This window comes from Neobacillus mesonae, assembly GCF_023715155.1.
Taxonomy (GTDB): domain Bacteria; phylum Bacillota; class Bacilli; order Bacillales; family Cytobacillaceae; genus Neobacillus; species Neobacillus mesonae_A.
The window spans coordinates 428,827-455,264 of sequence record NZ_JAMBNQ010000001.1 but is presented as its reverse complement, the minus strand read 5'-3'; the positions used below and the strand labels follow the sequence as shown (position 1 = coordinate 455,264).

The 26,438-nt window shown below is 40.1% G+C and carries 22 protein-coding genes and 1 riboswitch; of the genes, 5 read left to right on the top strand and 17 right to left on the bottom strand.

All coding sequences use genetic code 11. The annotated features are described in order from the left end of the window. Positions 1-24: 24 nt before the first annotated feature. The 9 genes from M3183_RS02410 to M3183_RS02370 all read right to left on the bottom strand — a co-directional run bounded on the left by M3183_RS02410 (position 25) and on the right by M3183_RS02370 (position 10,302). Complete coding sequence (locus tag M3183_RS02410; protein ID WP_251466082.1) at positions 25-1,221, bottom strand: M24 family metallopeptidase; 1,197 nt, start codon at positions 1,219-1,221, stop codon at positions 25-27. Next, positions 1,205-2,170 carry a methylmalonyl Co-A mutase-associated GTPase MeaB gene (gene meaB, locus M3183_RS02405; protein ID WP_251466081.1) on the bottom strand — a complete coding sequence of 322 codons (966 nt, stop codon included), beginning with the start codon at positions 2,168-2,170 and terminating at the stop codon, positions 1,205-1,207. The genes M3183_RS02410 and meaB overlap by 17 nt, the downstream gene beginning before the upstream one ends. Before the next feature lie 538 nt (positions 2,171-2,708). Further along, on the bottom strand, positions 2,709-3,179 hold the full coding sequence (gene ribH / locus M3183_RS02400) for a 6,7-dimethyl-8-ribityllumazine synthase (RefSeq protein ID WP_251466080.1): 471 nt from the start codon (positions 3,177-3,179) through the stop codon (positions 2,709-2,711). Positions 3,180-3,197: 18 nt separating this feature from the next. Next, complete coding sequence (locus tag M3183_RS02395; protein ID WP_251466079.1) at positions 3,198-4,391, bottom strand: bifunctional 3,4-dihydroxy-2-butanone-4-phosphate synthase/GTP cyclohydrolase II; 1,194 nt, start codon at positions 4,389-4,391, stop codon at positions 3,198-3,200. Positions 4,392-4,410: 19 nt separating this feature from the next. Next, positions 4,411-5,070: a riboflavin synthase gene (ribE, locus tag M3183_RS02390; RefSeq protein WP_251466078.1), complete on the bottom strand. Its 660-nt coding sequence runs from the start codon at positions 5,068-5,070 to the stop codon at positions 4,411-4,413. A gap of 12 nt (positions 5,071-5,082) precedes the next feature. Next, positions 5,083-6,165: a bifunctional diaminohydroxyphosphoribosylaminopyrimidine deaminase/5-amino-6-(5-phosphoribosylamino)uracil reductase RibD gene (gene ribD, locus M3183_RS02385; protein ID WP_251466077.1), complete on the bottom strand. Its 1,083-nt coding sequence runs from the start codon at positions 6,163-6,165 to the stop codon at positions 5,083-5,085. Positions 6,166-6,282: 117 nt separating this feature from the next. Then, positions 6,283-6,427: riboswitch (FMN riboswitch) on the bottom strand. A gap of 226 nt (positions 6,428-6,653) precedes the next feature. After that, the gene (locus M3183_RS02380) at positions 6,654-7,124 is read right to left on the bottom strand and encodes a GyrI-like domain-containing protein (protein ID WP_251466076.1); all 471 of its coding nucleotides are present in this window, start codon (positions 7,122-7,124) and stop codon (positions 6,654-6,656) included. A gap of 229 nt (positions 7,125-7,353) precedes the next feature. Continuing rightward, the gene (locus M3183_RS02375; protein WP_251466075.1) at positions 7,354-9,381 is read right to left on the bottom strand and encodes a CapA family protein; all 2,028 of its coding nucleotides are present in this window, start codon (positions 9,379-9,381) and stop codon (positions 7,354-7,356) included. 75 nt (positions 9,382-9,456) lie between these two features. Then, the gene (locus M3183_RS02370) at positions 9,457-10,302 is read right to left on the bottom strand and encodes an oxidoreductase (RefSeq protein WP_251466073.1); all 846 of its coding nucleotides are present in this window, start codon (positions 10,300-10,302) and stop codon (positions 9,457-9,459) included. Between the two features lie 332 nt (positions 10,303-10,634). On the opposite strand from M3183_RS02370, the gene M3183_RS02365 reads away from it, so the two are divergent. Beyond that, the gene (locus tag M3183_RS02365; protein WP_251466072.1) at positions 10,635-11,669 is read left to right on the top strand and encodes a nuclease-related domain-containing protein; all 1,035 of its coding nucleotides are present in this window, start codon (positions 10,635-10,637) and stop codon (positions 11,667-11,669) included. A gap of 684 nt (positions 11,670-12,353) precedes the next feature. On the opposite strand, the gene katA is transcribed toward M3183_RS02365, so the two are convergent. The 7 genes from katA to M3183_RS02330 form a co-directional block, all read right to left on the bottom strand. Next, a complete protein-coding gene (gene katA / locus M3183_RS02360; protein WP_251466071.1) occupies positions 12,354-13,814 on the bottom strand; it encodes a catalase KatA in 1,461 nt (486 codons plus the stop codon). Positions 13,815-14,001: 187 nt separating this feature from the next. Further along, positions 14,002-14,745 carry a Cof-type HAD-IIB family hydrolase gene (locus tag M3183_RS02355; RefSeq protein ID WP_251466276.1) on the bottom strand — a complete coding sequence of 248 codons (744 nt, stop codon included), beginning with the start codon at positions 14,743-14,745 and terminating at the stop codon, positions 14,002-14,004. A gap of 158 nt (positions 14,746-14,903) precedes the next feature. Continuing rightward, positions 14,904-15,212, bottom strand: a complete 309-nt coding sequence (locus M3183_RS02350) for an iron-sulfur cluster assembly accessory protein (RefSeq protein WP_251466070.1) — start codon at positions 15,210-15,212, stop codon at positions 14,904-14,906. A gap of 100 nt (positions 15,213-15,312) precedes the next feature. Beyond that, a complete protein-coding gene (pssA, locus tag M3183_RS02345; RefSeq protein ID WP_311315341.1) occupies positions 15,313-16,014 on the bottom strand; it encodes a CDP-diacylglycerol--serine O-phosphatidyltransferase in 702 nt (233 codons plus the stop codon). 160 nt (positions 16,015-16,174) lie between these two features. Further along, positions 16,175-16,858, bottom strand: a complete 684-nt coding sequence (locus tag M3183_RS02340; RefSeq protein WP_251466068.1) for a phosphatase PAP2 family protein — start codon at positions 16,856-16,858, stop codon at positions 16,175-16,177. 128 nt (positions 16,859-16,986) lie between these two features. Next, positions 16,987-17,760 (bottom strand): TerC family protein, encoded by a 774-nt coding sequence (locus M3183_RS02335; RefSeq protein WP_251466067.1) that lies wholly within the window; start codon positions 17,758-17,760, stop codon positions 16,987-16,989. Between the two features lie 523 nt (positions 17,761-18,283). Continuing rightward, on the bottom strand, positions 18,284-19,825 hold the full coding sequence (locus M3183_RS02330; protein ID WP_251466066.1) for a carboxypeptidase M32: 1,542 nt from the start codon (positions 19,823-19,825) through the stop codon (positions 18,284-18,286). 334 nt (positions 19,826-20,159) lie between these two features. On the opposite strand from M3183_RS02330, the gene M3183_RS02325 reads away from it, so the two are divergent. The 3 genes from M3183_RS02325 to M3183_RS02315 are packed head-to-tail and all read left to right on the top strand — an operon-like array spanning position 20,160 to position 23,825. Continuing rightward, positions 20,160-22,514, top strand: a complete 2,355-nt coding sequence (locus M3183_RS02325; protein ID WP_251466065.1) for a xanthine dehydrogenase family protein molybdopterin-binding subunit — start codon at positions 20,160-20,162, stop codon at positions 22,512-22,514. Continuing rightward, positions 22,501-23,340: an FAD binding domain-containing protein gene (locus M3183_RS02320; RefSeq protein WP_251466063.1), complete on the top strand. Its 840-nt coding sequence runs from the start codon at positions 22,501-22,503 to the stop codon at positions 23,338-23,340. The genes M3183_RS02325 and M3183_RS02320 overlap by 14 nt, the downstream gene beginning before the upstream one ends. After that, positions 23,337-23,825 (top strand): (2Fe-2S)-binding protein, encoded by a 489-nt coding sequence (locus M3183_RS02315; RefSeq protein WP_251466061.1) that lies wholly within the window; start codon positions 23,337-23,339, stop codon positions 23,823-23,825. Before M3183_RS02320 ends, M3183_RS02315 begins: the two co-directional genes overlap by 4 nt. 43 nt (positions 23,826-23,868) lie before the next feature. On the opposite strand, the gene M3183_RS02310 is transcribed toward M3183_RS02315, so the two are convergent. Continuing rightward, complete coding sequence (locus tag M3183_RS02310) at positions 23,869-24,249, bottom strand: hypothetical protein (protein WP_251466059.1); 381 nt, start codon at positions 24,247-24,249, stop codon at positions 23,869-23,871. A 107-nt stretch (positions 24,250-24,356) separates the two neighbouring features. Here M3183_RS02310 and M3183_RS02305 point away from each other — a divergent pair, with 107 nt between their 5' ends. Then, positions 24,357-26,435 (top strand): peptidoglycan D,D-transpeptidase FtsI family protein, encoded by a 2,079-nt coding sequence (locus tag M3183_RS02305; RefSeq protein WP_251466057.1) that lies wholly within the window; start codon positions 24,357-24,359, stop codon positions 26,433-26,435. Positions 26,436-26,438: the final 3 nt, after the last annotated feature.

Sequence of the window (26,438 nt, the reverse complement as noted above, 5' to 3'; positions counted from 1 at the left end):
CCCTTTATTGCAAAAGTGCTATTCTTAATCGATATAAAATAGTTCCCGATCTAATGTACTTAATATTTCATTACCAGTGTTTGTGATTAAAATATCATCTTCTACCATGACAGAACCTAGTCCAGGAACCATGAACTTTGGTTCAATTGTAACTATGGCCCCAGCTGGCAGCGGCTGTTTATAACCTATCCCTAATACCGGTTCCTCATCAATTTCTAAGCCAATAGAATGACCAATGTATTGACCACGATTATTTCCGACACCCATAAAATTCTCATCAAGTCCTTCTTTTTTTGCTAACTTTTCAGAATACAGGTACAGTTCTTCCCCAGTTACACCCGGCTTTATTTGCTCAATAACTTGAAGATGCAGTTCAACTAATCTATTCCATAAATCTCTTTGTTTTTCATTCGGTTTACCAACACAATATGTACGAGCCATATCCGCATGGTATCCTTCCCTGCATACACCGTAGTCTACTACAATAAGATCTCCTTTTTTCACTTTTCTTTTAGAAGCTCCCCATGGTAAACTCTCACTGATTCCGACGCCTGTCACTGTCATTGCATGACCAGAAACTTCCCAAGCATTTGGTCCAGAGGTAACAATCCCTCCTCCAGGTAAACAGCCATCCCAGCGTCTAAACCATACCACCCCGTCCCCGCCTTTTTTCCGTGCAGCAAATTCCATATTCGCTGCCAGTTCATATTCTGTAATTCCTTCCTCTATACTATTTAAAACTGCTTTATGTCCTTCTTTCCATAAATCAATAGACAGTCTAATATTATTAATCTCTACGGGATCTTTGACAAGCCGCTTTTGACTAATCAGTTTAGATACGTTCATGAGACTATAATCCTTTAAATTCTTTAGAAGACTTAATCCAATATTTGTCGGTAAAACATCTTGCTGGATTCCTATTTTACCTCCCTTTTCTGGTGTCATTTTTAATTCATCTAGAACAGACAGCATTTCTTTAAAACTGTTTGCTTGGATAATTTGACTAATCCAAGTAACCCTTTTAGTCATATCATGTGCACGCCTTGTAAATAGGACAGGGTCCCCATGACTTGGAATCCATAGATTTGAAGGCTGCGCAGTGCCTGAGTAATAAAAAAGATCTCTTGGATACATAATTAAAGCTGCGCTCACATTATTCTCTCTTAATAATTCCTGAAGACCTGCAACTCTTTTTTGATAAATTTCAATATTTGCTTGCAATGCAGTCACACCTTTCATAAAATTTTTGATACATTTTATTAATTGCCTTCCCTAAAGGAATTTCCGTCCTATATACTTTCTGAACAACATCTTTCATAGAATCACTTACAGTAATGTTATCTAAATCATTAATTACTCTCTTAATTAATTGATCCTTGATTTCCATTTCCATTGTTTTTAATCGATTATCTTCCAGTTTTCCATTTTTAACCACGTATTCCCAATGAATCCTACATTCATCTATTAATTCTTTAACCCCTTCACCAGTTGTAGCAATCGTTTTTAAAACTTTAGGTTTCCACTGTTTTTTTATTCTAGTAAATTGTAATGTGGATTCTAATTGTCTCACCGTTTTACCAGATCCAGGGCGGTCTGCCATATTTACCACAAAAAAATCGCCTATTTCCATTAATCCTGCTTTAAAAGTTTGCATAGTATCCCCGAGACCTGGAGCCGCGGTGACAATTACTGTATCTGCAGCTTCAACGATATCTATTTCTACCTGACCTACACCTACGGTTTCAATAATTACAACGTCATTCCCAGCCTCTTGTAATAATAATGCCGCCTTTCTTACCCCTGCCGCCAATCCGCCTTTTACATTACGGGTAGCCATACTTCTTATAAAAACTTTAGGATCTGTACTATGCCTTTGCATCCGGACCCGATCCCCTAGTATTGCTCCGTTTGTAAATACGCTTGAAGGATCAATACATATAACTCCAACAGATAGATCCAGTTGGCGGAAATGATATATCATTTGATCAACAATAGTGCTTTTTCCTGAACCAGGTGGACCTGTTATACCAATAATTTGTTTAAAAGATTTTTTTCTTAAAAGGAAATGAAGAATATCTTCAACAATTGGGTCATCTTTTTCAATTGCAGTCAAAGATTTTGCAATAGTTAATCGATCCCCTTCACTAATCTTGTTTAAATTAATTTGCAATCCTCCCACATCCTTTTTAATTAAAAATAAACATGTTGGTTTATTCTAAAATACTCTTAGGTTTGGTTTATACATCATTACATAGTTTAATTGTCAGACAATCCTAAGTTCAATTGTCTGACAATCAACTTAATAAGAGAAGTGAAATGTAGTACTAATGTATGATGTAAGACAAAGATTATTACAAATTGCATATTATAAATTTACTTAGTTAATATTTTTCGGCCTTGGTAAATTGAGAGATTTGAGCAGACAAAACAGCGAAGTTTACTTATTTAAGTAAATAATATGATGAGAAAGATAAGGATAGAAGCTCTAGAAGTTGTACAAAATATTCAGAATTTATTAACTTTTTAACCAATTATAACATCCCAGTTTTGAATGTCAATAAAACAATTAATAGATATTAATTAATTTTAATTAATATTTAAATTAATAAAGTTAATAGTGTTTATTTAATATAAATAAAAGCAAGAAAAAAACCCAAAAGTCTTAACTCAACTAATGGGTCTTTTACACTTGCCATTATTAATATTTTTTATAGATTGAAGTTCCTGCACAAATTAGCCATTTCAATAGCAGAAGAAGCGGCATCCCAGCCCTTGTTTCCTGCCTTTGTGCCCGCACGTTCAATGGCTTGTTCAATGGACTCTGTTGTTAAAATCCCGAATGCAACCGGTACCCCGCTCTTTAATGAAGCAGAAGCAACACCTTTGGCTGCTTCGTTGCAGACATAATCAAAATGTGGTGTAGCGCCGCGGATGACGGTGCCAAGTGTAATGACAGCATCATATTTACCACTTTCCGCCATTTTTTGAGCGATTAGCGGAATTTCAAATGCGCCTGGCACCCATGCAACATCCACATCTTTATCATCAACTCCGTGTCTTTTTAACGCATCCTGTGCTCCGCCCAATAATTTACTGGTAATGAACTCGTTAAAACGACCTACTACAATTCCGACTTTTAAACCTGTACCAACTAAATTTCCTTCAAAAATATGTCCCATGATGAATCCTCCAATTTTTTAATAGTGAAGCAAATGTCCCATTTTATCATGTTTTGTTCGTAAATATTTTTCGTTTTCGGGTCTCATTTCCATCTCAATCGGCACCCGTTCAACCACCTCAAGACCATATCCCTTTAATCCTTTAATTTTTCTTGGATTATTGGTTAGGAGCATCATCTTTCTTACACCTAAATCTTTCAAAATTTGGGCACCGATGCCGTAATCCCGTAAATCCGGCTTGAAACCAAGCTGTTCATTTGCTTCAACCGTATCATAACCCTGCTCCTGAAGCTTATAAGCCTTTAATTTATTGAGAAGGCCGATTCCGCGCCCTTCCTGACGCATATATAACAAGATTCCATTACCCGCCTGTTCAATCTGTGTCAGTGCAGCATGGAGCTGAGGACCGCAGTCACATCGATAGGAACCGAAAACGTCACCCGTCAAACATTCCGAATGGACCCTGACAAGGATCGGTTTTTCCGGATCAATTTCACCTTTTACTAATGCAACATGTTCCTTGTTATCCACAAGATTGGAATACCCAATCGCCCTAAACTCGCCAAATTCTGTTGGCAGCTTCACCTCTACCTCACGCTTAACCAATTTATCCTGTTTGTTTCGATATTCAATTAAATCTTTAATGGTGACCAATTTGAGGTTAAGTTCATCAGCAACTTTTCGCAGCTGAGGCACCCGTGCCATTGTTCCATCCTCATTCATAATTTCACAAATAACACCAGCTGGTTTAGCACCGCAGATAGTTGCAAAGTCTACTGCAGCCTCGGTATGTCCTGTTCTCCGGAGCACCCCGCCTTTTTTAGCCACAAGCGGAAAAATATGGCCTGGACGCATGAAATCGTCTGGTTTGGCATTCGGGTCAATCATACTAAGGACAGTTGCCGACCTTTCGAATGCTGAAATACCAGTGGTAGAAAATTTATGGTCAATACTTACCGTAAAAGCTGTTTCGTGTGAGTCTGTATTGACAGAAACCATTGGCATTAAATCAAGCTTGTGGGCAAGCTCTTCAGCTATCGGAACACAGATTAACCCCCTCCCATGTGTAGCCATCAGATTTATCACATCGGGAGTTGCTTTTTCGGCCAATGCCAAAAAATCCCCCTCATTTTCCCTGTCTTCATCATCACAGACAATAATCACTTTTCCTTCTTTTAAATCAGCAATTGCTTCTTCAATTGTATCAAACATATTTCCTCACTCCTTTTTATTAAAGAAATCCATTTTCCTGTAAAAATTGTGATGTTATCCCGCTTTTTTGGGATTGCTGCTGGTCTGATTGGAGATTTTTAAAAAAATGGCCTATATATTTCCCTAACATATCGCATTCCAAATTGACCACATCTCCGGCCCCCTTAAGGCCCAGGACCGTTTCCGATAATGTGTGGGGAATAAGAGAAATGGTAAAACTATTTTCCGTCACCCCAAAAACAGTCAAGCTTGTCCCATCCACCGCAATGGAGCCTTTTAGAATGATATATTTCATTAGGTGCGGATCGGCTTCAATCTCATAGTACACTGCATTTTCAAACGCATTTTTGCTTTTAATCACACCTGTTCCATCTATATGTCCTGAAACGAAGTGCCCTCCAAATCTGCCTCCGGCTGCCATGGCACGCTCGAGGTTAACTTTTGACCCGCGCTTCAAGTCCTTTAAACTGGTCGCCTTTACTGTCTCAGGCATGACATCAACTGTAAAACGATTGCCAGTAAAAGACGTAACTGTTAAACACACCCCATTGACTGCAATACTGTCGCCAAGATGAACGTCATCCAGAATTCTTTTTGCTTCAATGGTTAGAACAAAGGATTCCCCCGTTCTTTTCATATTCGAAAGGATTCCAATTTCTTCAATGATTCCAGTAAACAAAAATCCACCCCCTTATTTAGGCTCTGCAATAATTCTTATATCATCGCCTATGAGTTCTACCTGCTTTAAATTTAAATCAACTGCGTCTGCCATTTTTTCAATTCCCGGTCCCCCAAAGGAGGCAGGGGCAAGTTTTCCGCCAATTAATTTCGGTGCAATATAGGTAATCATTTGTTGAAAAGCACGCTCTTTTAAAAAGCTGCCATGTACCTCTGCACCGCCTTCGACGAAAAGGGAAGTAATACCGCGTTCGCCCAGTATTTTCAGCATAGCTTTTATTGAAATGGATGAATCAGCCATTTTTATCATTTCAATCCCGGCTTCTTGAAACTCCTTTTCCTTTGCCAAATCTACCTCAGAGCCCGTCACAATCCAGGTAGGAGCCATCCCGTCCGTAATCACTTTTGCCTCTTTAGGTGTACGAAGCCGGGTATCCAAAATAATTCTGATCGGATTCTTCCCTCCGGATGGAAGTCTTGTCGTTAAGGAAGGATTGTCTTGAATAACTGTATTGACTCCCACCAATATGCCATCATGCTGGTGACGGAATTGGTGTACATCGGCACGGGCCTCTTCACCCGTAATCCACTTACTTTCACCTGTAACTGTTGCCGTCCTGCCATCTAAGCTGACAGCTGTTTTCAGGGTCACATATGGAAGACCTGTTTTAATGTTGTAAAAAAAGATTTTATTCAGTTCTCGTGCTTCCTGTTCAAGAAGCCCTGTTTCCACTTCGATGCCGGCCTTTTTCATCCGATCAATTCCAGTACCGGCAACACGCGGATTGGGGTCCGTGGTTGCGACAAATACTTTTTTGATTCCCGTTTTAATGACCAAATCTGAACAAGGCGGTGTTTTACCATAATGACTGCAAGGTTCAAGGGTGACATAAAGAGTGGAATCCTTTGCCTTTTCCCCTGCCATACGAATGGCATGTACCTCTGCATGGGGTTCCCCAGCTTTCAGATGAGCACCCATTCCAATAATCTGATTGTCCTTGACCAGCACCGCTCCGACCACAGGGTTAGGCGTTGTTTGTCCTGCTGTACCTTTGGCAAGATTTAAAGCAAAATTCATGTAGTATGTATCATTCATAAATTTTTTCTCCTTATGCAAAATAAAAAGGCCCTGAATCAGAAAGTTCAGGGCCTAAAAAGACAATAGGAAATTAAGGCTTAAACATATGAATTTTTTCAAATGTCTAAACCTGAGTTTATCCTTCTCCCATCCAGACTATAACTGTCGGCCCTGGAGTTTCACCAGATCCACCGTTTAACCATTGTTAACCGGGTCACGGACTAAGAAGCCATGCTTCATCACCGCCGGTAAGGACTTTCACCTTGCCCCGAAGGAAATATTTAATTTTAATTAATCTTCATTATACAGAAGAAATGGAGTAAAAGGAAATAGCCTGCTCACATTTTTAAAAATAAAGAGAACTTTAATCAGTGTTTTTTTCCATCTACCACTGATTGTTGGCTGAATCAATCGGGAACATGCGGCAGTTAACCCCCACTGCTTATACTTCCTGTTTGCGCTAAGCCTTGAACGGGAGTCTTACTGCCCGTTAATGCCGGATAAAGTTAGTTTTTGTAGACTTTTACCGGTAAATAAATATCAAACTGAAGATCTCCAGCAATATTTTGCTGCTTATGCTCTTCCTTATAAATTTCGAGCCCTAATGCCTGATGATCCTGCTCATATCCATATTCCTCCATCCATGCAAACAGTTTGGAATATGTATTTTCTACCTCCTTGAAACTCCCCTTATGAGTCGTGCATACATAATATTTGCTTGGAATGGTAAAACCAACCATCCCTTCAGGAATTTCTTTCACTTCTTCAACAGGTGTTGTGACATAATAGGTAAATTCAGATTCACGGCCATGAAATGGTGCAATAAGTACAGGTTCTTTTGCCTGAAAGGACACCTCATCCAATCGTTGTTCCAATGTTTGAAATAAGCCCGGAATTTTGTCCATTTCCCCATATGTCCCATTCCATGAAATCCCTACTACTTTTATTTCTTCTTTTTCAACCACTTTAACCCCCATAACAACCCCTCCTTTATGTCTCTCATATTTTAATTATTCGAAAAATGATTTGAAAATTCCTGCTTATTAAAATTAATTTTTTGTTATTTTAAAAAACTTTTAAAAGTCTTTACTTTCATGGAATCATATATAAATAAAAGTTTCTTTAAATTAAGATAAAGTCCTTACATTATTTTCCTATACCTTTTTTCGACAAAAATTAACAGAGGATGAATCATCCTCTGCAAACTTAATGAAGACTATTTGTAACGGAAGATAAATCTACAATTCTTCCATTTTGAATTTCTAAATCTCCAAACGAAAGGCTTTGAAGTTCTTTCCATACTCTATTTTTTTCAAGATCTGATTGTTTCACAATTTGGTCCTGAGAGATCCGAAATGGAACAAAAGACATGTGGAGCTTCTCATTGGCAATATCAATGTGCAAAATTCCTGTTTGGGCTGCATTTCCTTTAATATAGTTCGGAAATAAAAAATTCCCTAATGAATAGGCAACCGGTTTTCCTTTATAATATTCGAACCCTTGAAGCACATGGGGATGGCTGCCAATTACACCGTCCGCACCGGAATCAATCATTTTTCTTGCCCATTCCCGCTGAAATGGTTCGGGTGTGCGATTCTTTTCAATCCCCCAGTGAAGAAAGACAAATAAAAAATCAGCATCCGCTTTTTCTTTTTGAATTGTATTTTCAATAAGGTTTATGTCATAGCCATTTGCAAGCCCTGGCCTTGAATCTGCCGCCGCCCATGAAGTATCGGGCAATACTCTTGAAAAGGCTAACATTTTTACCGTTTTCCCTTTAATGGAATAAGTTTTTGCAGAATAGGCTTCATCCTTGTTTACTCCGCCACCGACATAATCAAGTCCGTATTGCTTTAAATTTACGATGGTATCCGTAAACCCTGTCTGTCCAAAGTCAAGGGAATGGTTGTTAGCCAGGCTGACAAGCTGAAATCCGGCATTCTTCAATCCCGTTAAAGCTTCTGGGTCAGAACGAAAGGTATACTGCTTGCCCTGCTTACTTCCTCTAGCGGTAACAGAAGTCTCCAAATTTACAACATTTAAATCACTGGATTCGAGTTCAGGCCGAATGTTTAGAAAAGGATAATCCGGTCCTTTTTGTTTGACGGTTTGTTTTACCGACCAGTCAAACATGGCGTCACCGGCAAAAGACAGCCGGATTGGTTCATCCTTCCTATTTTGATATTCTTTCGGTACAATCGGCTGACTTTTAGATACAGCTCCTTGTAAATCTGTTAAAAGCTCAAATCCATTTTCTTGATTTACCGGTTTAAAAAACTTTCCAAATAATGTTGTTTCAATAAATTGATAGAAAAAGGTCCCTTTTTTTACTTCTACAGACTTAGCGGTGTCTTGGCTTTTCACTGCAAAAACTGGCTGGGAATCGTTTTTCCTGCTGTCAGCCAGCAATTGATGATGGCTGTTTACAATGGAAGCAATATCAGCAATAACCTGCTGTGATTTTTCATAATCAATCCCCCTGGTCGTCACCGCCAGCGTAAACGGTTCTGTGCCAAAGACAACAGCTGTATCATTGTAAATTAAATTCATTGGAATCAACCCCACTTTGTGGGCAACCAATTGATCCTGTATTCCCTTCGGAATCGTAGTATTGTATACGGTATTCTCCAGATATTGAACCAGCTTTTTCCCATTCGGACTTTGCTCGGAATACCGGTATAATTCACGGGCATAAAGGGATAAATCATCAGCAGAAGTAGTATTTCTTCCACCTGGATAGGCATATTCTGCTCCCAGGCTTTTTAAAAATTGAATAAAGTTTCCCGCTCCAACCTTCTCTTTAAGCATGATAAAAGCAATATTATCGCTATAAATCATGGCTTTTTTCACCAGTTCATCAATCGTATATTTGGAACCTACTGGATCTTTTTGTATAACCCCGCTGCCCCCATAATAGTGATGGCTTTGGTACGTTAATTGCTCGTTTAAATCGATTTGCCCCTTATCGGCAAGTTTCATTATGTATAAGGCTAATGGAAGCTTGATGGTACTAGCGGCAGGTACCTCAGTGTGACTGTTTATGGAATAACTTTCATTTGTGATTAAATTTTGATACCGCAGTGTAACTTTGCCGTCCCATGGTTTAAGGAACTCTGCCAATTCCATTTCCATATCTTGAAGGTCATTGGGCTGCTCGGCTTTGACAGTCTGTGCAAAACCCCCTTGTATTAGTAAAAGAAATAAAATTATATAAATAAAGAGTTTGTGTTTCATTTTGTTCCCCCTCTGGTTACTAAGAATAGTTTAATAGAGAAGGAGATAAAGTTTTGTCAGAATTTGTCGATTTGGTTAGTTTTTTGTTTTATTTAGAGTTTTCAGTACCATTGCTTCCCATTGTTTCCAAGGCAGCAGATTTTTTAAACGAATAGTCATTTTTACTCCTTTGCCAATAGGATAACGGAGGTCTGGTTTTGCTATTTTTGCTATTTCGATGATTTTTTGTGCTACCGCATTGGGATCACCAAACCCTGATTCACCTGAAAGAATATAGTTTTCAAGCTTTTGCATGTGTTCATAATAGGGCGATTTTTCTTGCGAAGCGGTTACCTGCCTGCCCGTCGACCAAATATTTGTCTTAAAGGAGCCTGGCTCAATCAAGACTACATCAACACCGAAAGGCTTCATTTCAAGGCGCAGACTTTCACTCCACCCTTCAAGTGCATGTTTAGACGCACAGTATGGAGACAGCCCCGGGAATGCCACCTTCCCGCTGATACTGCTAAGATTGATAATTTTACCGCGGCCCTGCTTTCTCATGTAAGGGAGGACCGTTTTAGTTACAGCGATAACACCGAAAACATTTGTTTCAAATTGTTTTCGGTATTCTTCTAAAGGAAGCTCCTCAACGAAACCGCCGGCAGCATATCCTGCATTGTTAACCAACACATCAACCCGGCCAATGGTTTCAAGGAACGAGTTCAGGTTTTCAATAGATGCCTCTGACGTAACATCTAATTCATGCAGGGTGATATTTGACTCAAGATTGTATTTTTTTGCTTCTTCTAATAGATTGGCAGCTTTTTCAATGGTTCTCATCGTGGCGATGACTTGGTAACCCGATCGTGCAAGGGCAATAGTCGTTAAAAGTCCGAAACCGCTCGATGTGCCTGTAATGATGGCGATAGGCTGTGCCATAATAGATGCCTCCTTATGTTGATTTTGTACAGCCGCAGATATATTGGTTGATGACGCAGATATTTTCCGAAACTCGCAGATATATCGGTTGATGACGCAGATATTTTCCGAAACTCACAGATATATCGGTTAAAGCGGCAGATATTTTCCGAAACTCGCAGATATATCTTTCGAACCCGCAGATATTTTTTTACAAGTTAAAATTGAATATATGTAATTTTAACAAAATGGTGGAGGAAATGGTTACTGATAACAAAATTCTACATTTTTTGCAGGATTTCTTTTCTAATTTATCGAATTCTACAGGTATTCTTTTAAAGGAGTGATGAGTTTTGATCGGAAAAGAACGAGGAATACCGATTGTCATTTTTATTTTAGAGGCAATCCTGCGGCGATTGCCTAAAAATCATGTAAAATATCCAATCATTACGGAAGATTTAGATAGAAGATGGGCAGGATTTCGAGGAGAAGAATCGCTTGACTATTATTTACGTTCCCTGCCGGAAAAAGAAACCATCATTTTCCACGATTTAAATTTCCTCGATGGTGACTTCAACTGCCAAATCGACACTCTCCTGCTAACCACCAAACTTGCCCTAATCCTTGAAATTAAAAACATGACTGGAAAACTCACATTTGACACAGAACATGAACAATTTTTTCAAAACAAAGACGGCAATGAAAAAGGATATTCCGACCCCATCGCACAGGCCCAGCGGCATCGAAAATTTATTCAGAAGCTGCTTGCTGAACATCATTTTCCGCCAGTACCGGTCGATTATCTAGTTGTCATCAGCAATTCAAATGCAGTTCTGGAATTCAAAGGGAAAAATGATAAAGTGATTAAGCGGGTCTGCAAATCACACAGTATGCTGGACAGAATTTCACTTTATGAACAGAAGTATAAGACTGATATCCTAACTCCGAAGGATCTTCGAAAAATGACCAGATTCCTCGTTAAATCGAATACTCCGCCAACGAAATTTCTTCTTCAAAACTATGGAATTAAGAAATCAGAATTAAAGCCTGGTGTGTATTGTCCGACTTGTGATTACCTGCCTTTAACACGTGTGAAGTTAAAATGGCACTGCCCTTCTTGCAATACTTTTTCGAAAGATGCTCATGTTTATACGATATTGGATTCTTTTTTATTGTACGATTTGAAAATAACTAATCAGCAATTTCGTGAATTTGCATGTGTACTCTCACCTGATGCCTCTGGCAGAATGCTGAGGTCCGCCGAATTAAATTATTCTGGAACGAATAAAGGTAGATATTACTTTATGGATAGTTTTCAATTAGAAAAATTAGCATTAAAATATCGAAATCTTCGCCGGGCATTGAGGAACTCAGATAAATTTCGTTAAGTCGCAGATATTTTTGACCAACTCGCAGATATATCTCCTCAAGTCGCGGATATCTGGCTCATACTCGCAGATATGTCCTTTTTTAGCGGCCGCTTTTTTAACCCGCAGATATTTTTGACCAACTCGCAGATATATCTCCTCAAGTCGCAGATATCTGGCTCATACTCGCAGATATTTCTCTTTAAGTCGCAGATATCTGGCTCATACTCGCAGATATGTCCTTTTTTAGCGGCCGCTTTTTTTAACCCGCAGATATTTTTGACCAACTCGCAGATATATCTCCTCAAGTCGCAGATATCCGGCTCATACTCGCAGATATGTCCTTTTTCAGCCGCCGCTCTTTTTTAACTCGCAGATATATCTCCTCAAGTCGCAGATATCTGGCTCATACTCGCAGATATATCTCCTCAAGTCGCGGATATCTGGCTCATACTCGCAGATATGTCCTTTTCCAGCCGCCGCTCTTTTTTAACCCGCAGATATTTTTGACCAACTCGCAGATATATCTCCTCAAGTCTCAGATATCCGGCTCATACTCGCAGATATGTCCTTTTTCAGCCGCCGCTTTTTTTTTACTCGCAGGAATCATTTAGTAACTCATAAATAAATAGGAATAACCTCCAGGCAAATTTATAGAAACAGCCGCTCTTCCGAAAAAAGAGCGGCCAATTCTTTAAATCTAGCTTATTTTACTTCCTGCGGTACCTGCAAATTTAATCCTTTTGCCACTCTCTCGCCGTATTCAGGGTCAGCTTTATAGAAATGCTGGATTTGGCGGAGTTTAATGTCATCTCGTTCAACCGGCTTCATGGCGGCGACGATATTTTCAACTAAGCGACCGCGCTCTTCCACTGACATCAAGCGGTATAGGTCGCCAGCCTGGGTATAGTGATCATCGTGATCATATGCGGCCTGCACTGCCTGGCCGGTTACTTCAAATGGTGTCTGCTTATGTTCCGTCACTTCTTTTGGTCCGCCGTAACTGTTTGGCTCATAATATACGGAACCACCGCCATTGTTATCAAAACGCATGGCTCCATCACGTTGATAGTTTGCTGCTTCGACTCTTGGACGGTTGATCGGCAATAGATTATGATTGGCGCCGACGCGGTAACGATGGGCATCGGAATAGGCGAATAGGCGTCCTTGAAGCATTTTATCTGGTGATGCTTCAATACCTGGTACCATTGTACCTGGTGAGAAGGTGGCCTGCTCCACTTCGGCAAAATAGTTTTCCGGATTGCGGTTTAATACCATCCGTCCTACTTCAATCAGCGGATAGTCCTTGTGGGACCAAACCTTTGTGACATCAAATGGATCAAAGCGGTACGTATTGGCATCTTCTAATGGCATGATTTGTACGGACAATTTCCATGCAGGGAAATCACCGTTTTCAATGGCATTAAACAAGTCTTCTGTATGATAATCAGGATTTTCGCCGGCTAATTTTGCAGCGACATCGTTGGCCATATTTTTAACACCTTGTTCTGCAATAAAGTGATATTTTACCCAAACAGCTTTACCTTCAGCATTTACCCATTTAAAGGTATGGCTGCCGTAACCGTTCATATGGCGCAATGTTGCCGGTATGCCCCGGTCGCCCATCAGATATGTAACCTGGTGCAGCGATTCCGGAGACAAGCTCCAAAAATCCCAAATTGCGTTAAGATTTTTCAGATGAGTTCGTGGATCGCGTTTTTGTGTATGGATAAAGTCTGGAAATTTAATGGCATCCCGAATAAAGAAAATCGGTGTGTTATTCCCAACTAGATCATAGTTTCCTTCTTCTGTATAAAATTTAACTGCAAATCCGCGCGGGTCTCTAACAGTATCAGCTGAGCCAAGTTCACCGGCTACAGTTGAGAATCGGATAAACATCGGCGTCCGTTTGCCGACGCCATTAAAGAGCTTTGCCTTTGTATATTTAGACATGTCGTTTGTTACTTCAAAATATCCATGCGCTCCTGCACCTTTAGCATGTACAACCCGCTCCGGTACACGCTCACGGTTGAAATGGGCTAATTTTTCAAGCAAATGAACATCTTGGATTAGTGTCGGACCGCGGCCTCCAGCTGTCATTGAATTTTGATTATCTCCTACTGGCGCTCCAGTTCCTGTTGTCAATGGTTTGTTTACATTACTCATTTCATCACCTCGTAAACTATTTTAAAATCTTTAAATAAATTATAATATAAATCTTGTAAAAATCAATATTAAATTATAATAATTATAAATTAATATTGATTTTAACCTTTAATCAAAAAACTCACTATTAAATAGGTATTTAAAAAAAAGAACATTATTCCAATTAAAAGGAATAATGTCCTATTTTTTATAACACCCATTTTCGAATAGCTTTTGCTACGCCGTCCTCTTCATTTGTTGTTGTGATCCAATCAGCATTTTGTTTTAATGTATCCTGGGCATTTCCCATGGCTACGCCGATTCCGGCCTCTTTTATCATCTCTAAATCATTTAAACTGTCACCGGCTGCCATTACGTTTTTCATTTCTATTCCAAGACGTCTGCAGACGATTTCAAGTCCGCTGGCTTTCGAAATCCCGCGTCTGTTTACTTCAATATTACTTGGAAACGAGTTGCTTAATTCGAATTCACCTTTTGCCTGAAGCTCCTTAAAAATGACTTGTCTTACTTCGTCATCATGAATATCAAAGCCAAATTTCAACCATTCCACTGAATATAAATCTTCAGGCATTTCGTTTCGCCAAGTACGTTCTGTATCAATTGCCCAAAACAACGTATGATATTGTTTAGCAAGACCGTACATCCATTCAATCCATTCAGGGTTCATGACAGTCCTTTTGACAATTTCCCTGTTTTCATCCCATATTTCACTGCCATTGACGGTAACTAAGTATGAATCAAGTCCCAGTGCATCGGCATGGTTATGACAATTCTTGAACGAGCGGCCTGTACTCAGAACAATTTTGACTCCTTTTTGTTGCGCCTCTTTAATGGCTTTTTGTGTTGCTTCTGTAATTTGATGATCATTGGTTAATAAAGTGCCATCCATATCTAATGCGATCAGTTTAATATCGACATGATTTATTTCCATCGTACCAGGTCTCCCTTCTACTTTCCCACTCACTAGGGTACCATCTTTTATTGTTTTCAACAAAGGTTCAGTTCTTGTTAACATAATATATTTATCGTCTACACCTTTTTAAAAAAGTAAAAAACACTTAAGCATGTAACTGCCTAAGTGTTTTCTCATTAATGATGGTGGTGATGGTGACCGCCTTTGGATGGATTGGTAATGACCCACTCTTCGTTCGGCACTTGGAAAAATTGAATCCATACGCCATCCAAAAATTCATTTCCTTTTTCCAAAATGATAGATAAATCCTTATCGGTTTCTACCACTTCATCATTTTCGGTTGGAGTATCAAGCATGATGTCATAATGTGCGTGGTCACCGTGGACGCCTGTGACAGCTACCCGAATCATCTTATCCTTTGATTCCTCTTTATCCAGCATTTTCTTTAATGCTTTTGCTGCACTGCGATTAATTTTTACTTTCATTGTCAGCCATCCTTTTTCTAAAAAATAAACTCATGTCTCTATTATATTGAAATAGAGATTTTTTTAAACTTAAATGCCTCAAAGATAGGGTGTCGTCACCTCATTTTGGGTTTCTTCTCCGTTTTATCTTCACAAATTGGTATCCAATGAAAGCTATGTACAGTGGAATTGCTATGTAAATAAAGTACGGAAACCGGTGCTGTTCTTTTTTAAATACAATGTAAATCGCGTAACCCAAAAAGAGAGTGACGATGATTCCGTATTTCGGCAGCGGCACTTCTTTTAAGCTTGGAATTTTGACAGTACTTACCATCAAAATACAAATAACAAAAAATGCGATTGGAAGAATAATACTTGGCATTTTCCCGTGAAATAAGGTCAATAATGTTAAAATTCCTCCGCCTGCGGTAATCGGCACACCTGTAAAATATTTAAGTGAGGACTTGACGGCATCAATATTGAATCGGGCTAACCGGTATGCGCCAAACAATGGAAAAAGACCAGAGACAGCCATCCCTAAGACTCCAAAGTTGGAAAAATAAGCATAATAAGCCATCATGGCAGGAGCTACCCCAAAAGTAACGATATCTGCCAGGGAATCCAATTCTTTTCCAAGTTCACTTTGCACCCGAAGCATTCTGGCAATCCTGCCATCCATGCTGTCAAGCATCATACCGATTAAGATTAAAATGGCGGCATTCTTATAGTCCCCCACCGCCGAATACATGACGGATAAAAATCCAAAAAATAAATTAAAAAGCGTAAATAAGTTCGGAATACTGTTCCTGATAATATGTATCACTCCTGTTTTTTCTCACGCCTGAACGTGCAGTAAAACTCCCGCCTCAAGATTATGAGTACACTAAGAAACTAAATAGGAGATCAACTGTACGTAAAGGTTCGAATGGTTCAACTAACGATCAGCGGGGAATGAAGACTCCCCCGCTGATGGAAGTTTCACTTTATTGAAGGTTTTCCCTGTTGTCTTCAGCTGGCTTGTACTTTCTATTATACCGTTTTTCTTTATAATATTGGAAAAAGAATATGGCGAACGACACCCATACACCGCTTGCCAAATAACCGCCGATAATATCACTGGGATAATGTACCCCCAAATAAATCCTGCTTATTCCAATCATTAAAATCATGACTATACTAAATAGAATTAAGACCGTTCTCCAAATCTTGGCGGGGATATGGCGCCAAAGCAGAAAAGTTAGCATGACATACACAGAAAAAGCACTCATAGCATGACCGCTCGGAAAACTATAGCCGCCAATCTCGATTAAACGATGAAAATCGGGGCGGATGCGGTGGAAAAATTGTTTCAATAACTGATTGATGATTCCAGTCCCGATAACAACAATCGTAAACAAAATAACTTCCAGCCGATGCTTGAGGGCTAAATAAAGGAATAAGATGATGATTATACTAAGAATGATAACAAATTTTGTGGAACCAATAAAAGTAAAAAACTTCATTACTTTGGTTAATCCAGGTGATTCCAGTCCCTGTACTGAAGCAATAATTGTTTTGTCAAAGCCGGCAATTTGATGGTCGCTGATCAGCATAGAAACAACAGCAAAGCCAATCACGCAAATAACACTAATAGCAAATGCAAACATAAGATACAATCTTAATTTCATTAGTACCCCTCACAACTTAAGTATAAATATAATCATACAATTATTATGAGGGTAATGAAATGAATTCATTCTAACTTGAGGATAAAATAGCGGCTATCCATTTAAAATAGCCGCCATCGATTATTCACCTATAATTTAACCGCTGTTTTCTTTTCCTTCGAGAAAAACCAGCCAGCTGCTGCGATTCCGACAAGAACCAAATAGAATAAGACCTTCCACTCTGTTGAATGAGCAAATGACTCGCTAAGAACGCCAAGTTCCGGATGTGAAAGAGTATATATGGCCAGTTTCACACCAACCCATCCTACAATCGTAAACGCGGCAATTTCTAACCCTGGCTTTTTTTCCAACAGCTTCACAAACAAGTTGGCAGCAAAACGCATGATCACTAAACCAATTACGCCGCCGGCAAAAATGACAATAAATTTACCGCCATCCAGGCCGCCAATATTGGGGAGTGGTGTATTGGGCAGAACAACTGCCATAGCAACTGCAGCTAGAATCGAATCGACTGCAAAAGCTATATCCGCCACTTCTACCTTTAAAACCGTCATCCAAAAGCCGCCTCTTTTAACTACCTTCTTATCTTTTGGCTCATCTTCCCCAGCCTTTCCTTTGACAACCTTACGAAAAATATGATTACCCGCCATAAACAGCAAATAAATGGCACCGATTGCCTGCATCTGCCAAACATCCACTAAGAATGAAATGGCAAACAATGATATGAAACGAAATACAAATGCACCAGCCAATCCGTAAAATAATGCTTTTTTCCGTTTTTCTTCCGGCAGCGGCTTTACCATAATTGCCAGCACAAGTGCATTATCAGCCGCCAATAAACCCTCTAGTGCAACCAAAATCAATAATACCCAGCCATACTCCATAACTAAGGACAAATCCATTCGATTTCCTCCTCCAAAAAGTCTTTTACAAAAAACACCTTCCAGGACCATGAAAAAAGGCCCTTACTGTACACAGTAAAGGCCCATGAAAACGTCAAAAAGACCTTTACTTTGCTAAGTAAAGGTCTTGCTAACAACTGTATGTTGCCAATAAAGCCGGAGGAAAAATCCTCGAGAATGACGACTTTATTGTAGCAGCTACTCCCCTTTGAAAGGAACTATTTTGTTATTATTATTTTACTATGAATCCACTAGAATGTCAATTTACCATACGGTTAATCTTCAATTCTTTTCCATCCCTTGCAGATTGTTCGTCCTGTTTTACTGACTCTTATATCGTTGCTGCCGCACTGGTAAAGAGTCAGTACAAACCCGGGTGTGCTCGACTATACCTCCGATTTCGCATTGGTGCGTATCTTACCAATCGGGCACATGCGGCAGTCGATCCCCGCTTACATTATAGAATTTTCACTTTAATTTTTAAAATGGGAGATTTTACTGTCAGCTCATGCGGGTTCAAATCCTATTTATCTTCCAGACTATATACCTCAGAATATTTCTCCTCCAAATATTCCACAAGGTAATCAGCATTTAACTCCTCACCCGTAACTTTTACAATTAATTCATTTGGTGTGTAGAGCTTGCCATATTGATGAATATTTACTCTTAGCCATTCCTGGATTACGTCAAATCGACCGTTTTTAATAAGTGATTTAAATTCAGGCAGCTCTTTTTGAATCGTTCTCAAGATTTGAGCTGCATAAAGATTCCCTAATGAGTAGGACGGGAAGTAACCGATTCCGCCAAATGACCAGTGTACATCCTGGAGCACGCCTTCCGTATCGGTTGGCGGAGTAATCCCAAGATAATCCTGCATTTTTTGATTCCAAATTTCCGGCAGGTCTTTTGCTTCAAATTCACCAGCAATTAACGCTTTTTCAATTTCATAGCGAACCATAATGTGCAGGTTATACGTCAGTTCATCTGCCTCCACACGTATCAAAGACGGTTCCACCGTATTGACTGCACGGTAAAAATCATCGAGGGACACATCCGCTAATTGTACTGGGAAATATTGCTTAAGCGCGGGATAAAAATAGGTCCAAAACTCTTTACTGCGGCCAACCATATTTTCTAGAAACCTTGATTGAGATTCATGAATTCCAAAAGATGTCCCGCTTTGTAAAACAGATTCTTCAAACTCCTGATTGATATGCTGTTCATACATCCCGTGTCCTGCCTCGTGGATGGTTCCAAAAAGTGCCGACCGGACATTATGCTCTAAATACCGGGTCGTCAAACGAACATCTCCAATATTTACTGTTTGAGCAAATGGATGAACGGTTTCGTCCAGTCTGCCAGCATCCATATCAAACCCAATAATCGGAAGAATATAGTGATTAAATTCTTTTTGTTTTTCAACCGAATACGGCTGGGCAAATATTTCTACTCTTGTTTTTTGTCCATTATGCTGAATTCGATTTAATAATTTCACACTGGATTCTCTTAATTTAGCAAACAATGGATCAAGTACTTTAACCGTTAAGCCGGGTTCAAATTCATCTAGTAAGGCATCATATGGGTGATCCTCATAACCGAATAACTCGGCAAATTTTCGTTTATAATCCACAATCTTCTCCAAATACGGCAGGAATATGGTGAAATCATTTTTATCTCTTGCCTCTTCCCAGGCATCATTTGCCTGTCCTGTAAGGATGGAATACTCTTGGAACAATTCTGCGGGTATGGTTTTTGATTTTTGATAATAGGTCTTGTACTCCCTGACTTTCGCTTTTGTTACGGTATCTAAAACATGGTCATTTTCAGGTGTGGATAACGCGGCTAATACATCACCCATTTCATTTGAAACGGATAGTTTGAATACTTCCGTTCTTAATGTACCCGCTGCTTTGGCAAACACATTTCGGCCTTTTTTCGGGGCCATCACTTTTTGGTCCCATTCAGCAAGGCCGACTATACTAGAAAAATGCGTTATTTTTTCATCTAATGCCTTAAATTTTTTTAATGCATCCTGTACAGATTGGGTCCCTGATTTTTGTTCCATTTCTTTGCCCCCCCTTATTTCTCACGGGATAAAAACCAAAAAGGCTTTCATCCTTTATCCCGCCTTAACGGGCAGTAAAACTTCCACCTCAAAATTATGAGTCAACCAAGAAGATAGGCGGGAGATTAACTGCCCGTAAAGGTCCGATTGGTTCAACTAACCATCAGTGAGGGATGAAGAGCCCCCCACTGATGGAAGTTTTACTTTATTATAAAATAGAAATTTCCAAAGGTGGAAAATTTTTTGCATAATTCCGGCCTTTTCTTGGAAAAATTAAGCAGGAGATAATCAAACTATATTAGCGTCACTGCTGATCCCAGGAGGGGACTTTTTTATGATGGAAAACCCATGGTTCTCGGTTGGAAAGCCGGAACATCGTATTGATGCGGTCGCAAAGGCTGCTGGAGCTGTCCGCTATACAGCGGATTATTCAGTACCAGGGATCCTCCATGCAAAACTCGCAACCAGTACTCAGGCACATGCCAAAATAAAATCGATCGATGTAACAGAATCATGGAAGGTTCCTGGAGTTCGAGCCATCATTACTGGTAAAATATTTCCCTTTCATATTGGCCCCATTTTGGCTGACCGTCCCCCGCTTGCTTTTGAAAAAGTTCGCTACTATGGCGAGCCATTAGCGATTGTCGTGGCCGACCACGAGTATCAAGCAAAGCGGGCTGCCGACCTTATAAAAGTTGAATATGAACCGCTGCAGGTTGTGAATTCTGTCCGTGAAGCCTTTAAAACAGATGCACCATTGATCCATGAAAATTCTGGACAATATATGAAAATTATCAGCAATGTCTATCCGGTTCAAGGAACCAATATCGGCAGTCATATTAAAATCCGGAAAGGTGATTTTATCAAGGCATGGGAAAATTGCGAATATAAAGTGAAGGAAACTTACTCTTTTAATCTTTCTGATCATGCGGCAATAGAGCCTCGATGTGTGAGAGTAGAAATTAATCCAACAGGCAAAGTGGTGGTTCATTCTACAACTCAATCACCCTTCACCATCAAAAAAGTATTGAACCAATTTTTTAATATTGATGTTGGTAACATTATCGTCCATGTTCCGATGATTGGCGGCGCGTTTGGCGGAAAAGGGACTGTACAGCTGGAGCCGCTTGCTTATTTGGCTTCTAAGGCTGTAGGGGGAAAAATGGTCAAACTGGAATATGACCGCGAGGAGGACCTGATCACTGCTCCAGGACATATTGGACTTGAAGCCACCATTGCACTTGGGACCAATAAGTCTGGAAAACTAATGGCCGGACAGTATACCTATCTGATAGATTCAGGCGCCTATACTGACCAGGCTGCCGGGATCACGAGAGCGGCGGCTATAGATTGTACCGGCCCATATAATATCGCCAATGTCTGGTGTGATTCATACTGTATGTATACGAATCATCCATATGCTACTTCCTTCCGCGGCTATGCCCACCCGGAGCTGACATTTGCCGTTGAACGCACGATGGATCAGCTTGCGAAAATCATCCATATGGATCCAGTTGAATTAAGAACTATCAACGCAATTAAGCCAGGAAACAGTTCACCGACAAGGACGACACTTAACGCAAGTAATATTGGTGATGTCAGTAAATGTATTGAAAGAGCAAAAGAATTAATTAATTGGAATGAAGGGGCACGAAAGGAAACAGCTGAAGGAATGATTCGAGCAAAAGGAATCAGTACTTTTTGGAAAACTTCAACAACAGCGACCAATGCCCAGTCCGGCGCCATTCTTAAATTTGAACCGGATGGCAGTGTCAATTTAAGCTGTGCAGCCATCGAAATAGGCCAGGGAACGAAAACAATTCTAGCACAAATGGTAGCTGAACGATTAAAAATGGATATCAACAAGGTTCATGTTACGATGGAAGTGAATACCCAGACAGATCCTCATCAATGGCGGACGGTTGCGAGCAGCACAACCTTTTTAGCCGGGAGAGCCGTCATGAATGCTGCTGATGACGCGATTGCCCAATTAAAGCGAACCGCTTCCATTGCCTTGCAATGTTCTATGGAAGATTTGGAGATTGGCGGCGGCCGCGTTTATCTGAAGCCGAGTCCGGAATATGGGGTCAAAATCGAAGACATTGCCCTCGGATATAAATTTCCGAATGGCCATGCCGTTGAAGGGCAGGTTGTTGGTCACGGCAGATATATCCAGCGGCATCTTACCCCAATGGATAAAGATACCGGCTTCGGCAAACCTGGACCATGGTGGTCGGTTGGGACACAGGCCATTGAGGTAGAGTGGAATCCAAAAGATTGTACATATAAAATATTGAAAGCTCTAACTGTTCTTGATGGCGGTAAAATCATTAACCCAATGACTGCTGTCCAGCAAATGAGAGGCGGCATGTATTTAGGTTTAAGCTTTGCAAGCCATGAAGGCTTCCAGTTTGGTACAGATGGCACCGTACTAAATCCACAATTAAGAACCTATCAACTCATGAGATTTGGCGACCAGCCTGCCGACTATATTGTGGACTTCATTGAAACACCAGCAGCAGACGGTCCTTATGGTGCTAGAGGGATTGGCGAATATGGAGTGATTGGAATGGCTGGGGCGCTTGCAAATGCCCTGTCAAGAGCAGCACAGATAGAGTTAAATCATTTGCCTCTTTTGCCGGAGCAAATTTGGAATGTGCGGAAGGAGTTCAAAAATGATTCCGTTTGATTTTGAATATTATCGTCCCGAAAGTCTTACTGAAGCTGTTCAGACCTATGAAACGTTAATCAGCCAGTCCAAGACAGTACTTTATTATAGCGGAGGCACAGAATTTCTTACTTTTTCCCGGGTTAATCAGCTCTACGCCGATGCCATAATCGATTTAAAAGGAATTCCGGAGTGTAATGTATTGGAACTTCAAGAGGACCAATTAGTCATTGGCTCCGCAGTTTCCTTAAACAATATAACAGAGTCAAATTTATATCCTTTATTAGGGCAAACCGTAAAAAAGATTGCTGATCACACTTCTAGAAATAAAATTTCCATTGGCGGAAACCTTCACAGCAGGCTTATTTACCGGGAAGCTGTTTTACCCCTTTTGGTTGCAGACGCAACAGTGAAACTTACGGGAAATGATGGCGAGACAGTTCATCCTCTTAAGGATCTATTTAATCAAGAATTAAAGATCAATCCGGGGCAATTTATTGTACAAATCAATATTTCAAAAGACTATACCACACTTCCTTTTGTAAGCCTGAAAAAGACAAAAATATCTAAGGTGGGTTATCCCGTTGTCTCGATTGCTGCATTAGTCAAAGAGAGACAAATAAGGGCTGCACTTAGCGGTGTCTGTCCTTATCCTTTCAGATCAAGCGAAATAGAAAGTGTCCTAAATAATTCGTCTTTAACAAAGGAAGAAAAAATTGAAAAGGCCGGAACACTTTTACCATCACCCATCATAGAGGATATCCAGGCATCCCGTGACTACCGGGAATTTGTGTTTAAAAATACTTTACTTGAAACCCTTGAAGCACTGGAGGCGGCACAAGCATGATTTCAAATGGCACATCAAAAACAGTGGTGAAACTTCATGTGAACGGAGAAACCCGCGATGTTATGATTCGATCAGCTGACACCCTCCTAGAGACATTGCGCGAGCAGCTTGGATTAACCGGAGCAAAACGAGCATGTCAAAATGGAGACTGCGGAGCATGTACAGTCTTGGTAAACGGGGAACCCATGCATGCCTGTCTTTCTCTCTCCATTGAGACAGTCAATCAGCCGATTATGACGATTGAAGGATTGAGAAATTCATCGATTCAGCAAGAATTTGTGGATAAATGGGCCATTCAATGCGGCTATTGTACTCCTGGATTTATTTTAAACTGTCATGCCTTGGCAAATAAACGTCCAGACGCTGATGATGAAACTATCGAGGAATGGATGCAGTCCAATCTTTGCCGCTGTACAGGTTACCAGGAAATTAAGGAAGCTGTTAAATCAGTGCTGCAAAACCACAAGAATGACTCTGCTTCCTAAAAAGGAAATACCCAGCTTGCCGATTTAGCTGGGTATTGTCTCCTTATCCCTTTTTGAAACTATTATTACCTGCGTTTAATGACTCAATCAGATTAAGGGATTGGGAAGCCTGTTCAATTTGCTGCTGGACCTGTTCCAATTGTTGCTGCTGGACAGTCGTACTTTGAGTTACGGCGATCCCCTGCAATTGATTTAACTGTGCAGCGGCCTGCTGAAGCTGCTGCTGTGCTTGCTGCATACCTTGAAGATTGGCCATTGAAATATTTTGCTGAATCGTTTGCGAAGCCTGTTGCATCGTTTGTAATGCCTGCTTTTTCTGTTCTTCGAATTGCTGTTCCATTATAGTCTGGTTCTCTTGAAGCTGCTGTGCTTGCTGCATCATTTTTTGCTGCTGAAAGGTTTGAGACTGCTGTTGATTTTTCAAGACTTTTCCTCCTTTCAAATCCAATAAAAAATCCAGTACATCATTAGTTTTTTAAAACTTATTCGAATTTATCCATACCATGTATACAAGTAAAGGAAGTGATCGGGTTGGACAATCAAAAAAAGAAAACATCTTATCTCCCCTTTCGCTTAAATATCTTGTTTTTTACTGTATTCCTCTTGTTTTCCATTCTCATTCTGCGGCTTGGTTTTATTCAAATCGTTCATGGGGAAAATTTTAAAAAAGATTTGGAAAGAAGAGAGGATATCACTGTCAGTAATCCAGTCCCTAGAGGGAAATTATTTGACAGGCATTATCAGGTGATTGTGGACAATGTTCCAAAAGCAGCGATTACCTTTACCAATCAAGGGTTCAGTCAAGATGAAATGCTCCAAACAGCGAAACGGCTTTCGCAATTAATGGAAAAAGATACATCCAAGGTGACTGACAGAGATAAACGTGATTTTTGGATTTTAACAAACCCTGACTTAGCCGATGCTAAAATAACAAAGAAAGAAAAAGACTTATATTATGCAAAACAATTAACTGACCGGGACTTATATAAAATGAAACTAGATCGCATTACAGACCAAGAATTAAACCAGTTTACAAAAAATGACTTAGAAGTAATCGCGATTTTTAAGGATTTTACTAGCGGATACAAATTCATTCCACAGATTATCAAAAACAACCATGTTACGGAAAAGGAATTTGCCTATATAAGTGAGAATCTTCAATCCCTTCCCGGTGTTGATACGGCAACGGACTGGGAACGCTCTTATCCTTTTGACTATACTTTAAGATCTGTATTAGGAAAGGTAACGAATTCAGAGGAAGGGCTCCCTGCAGAGCAATTACACTATTTTTTATCAAGGGATTACCATCGCAATGACCGGGTGGGAAAAAGCCAATTAGAATCACAGTATGAAGATATCCTCCGCGGCTATAAGGCAAAAATAAAAAATATCACCGATAAATCTGGTACTGTTATTGAAACTCAGCCGGTTTTAAATGGGAAAAAGGGAAAAGATTTAGTCCTGACTATTGATATGGATTTACAAAAAGCAGTAGATAAAATTGTAGAGGAAGAACTTTGGCGGGCAAAAAGATGGCCGGGAACAAGATTGACCGACAGAGCTTATGTGGTCTTGATGGACCCTTATTCCGGAGAAATTTTGGCTATGACCGGGAAGAAACTTGTCAGGAATGAAAAAACTAGACGTCTTGAAATGCAGGATGATGCCCTCGGCACTTTTACCACCACCTATAGTGTAGGTTCAACCGTGAAAGGAGCCACAATCCTGACCGGATACAAAACCGGGGCGATTTCACCTGGCACAGTGTTCGATGATAAAGGGATAAAAATCAAAGGAACTCCAATCAAAAAGTCATATGCTTATTTAGGCAGATTAAATGAAATTACGGCATTAAAAAAATCTTCCAATGTGTATATGTTCCACACAGCCATTCGGATTGGAAAAGGAAATTATCAATACAACAAGCCAATTAACTTTGCTAATAAAATGGCTTTTGAAACGATTCGAAATTCGTTTGCTTCCTTTGGCCTTGGAACACGAACCGGCATAGATCTGCCAAATGAACAGACTGGCTTTAAGGGGCAGAGCAGACTTCCGGGATATTTGCTGGATCTCTCCATTGGCCAATATGATACCTATTCCGCCATGCAGCTTGCCCAGTATGTTTCAACCATTGCCAATGGCGGATATCGGATGCAGCCGCATATTGTCAAAGAAATTCGCAGTCCTGCAAAAACGCGTGAAAAACTAGGTCCTGTGTTGAGTGAAATTTCGCCTTCCGTTCTTAATACCATTGATGTGAAGGATGAATGGCTGCACCGGGTGCATGTTGGCTTCCGGAAGGTTATGCAGGAGCCTGGAGGAACAGCCTATAAATTTTTCAAAAGTGCCCGATATTCCCCTGCAGGTAAAACAGGCACTGCAGAAGCATTTTATGATGGCCCATTACGAAATAATTACGGCAAAGAACCGCCGCCTGTCATGAACTTAAGTTTGGTCAGCTATGCCCCTAGTTCAAATCCCGAAGTAGCTATGGCTGTACTGGTCCCATGGGCTTACCAAGGAAAGGAAGATAACAAAGCCAATCTCAGAATTGGCCGCAGAGTGCTGGATACGTATTTTAAAATGAAACAGGGCTCGGTTTATTGAGCC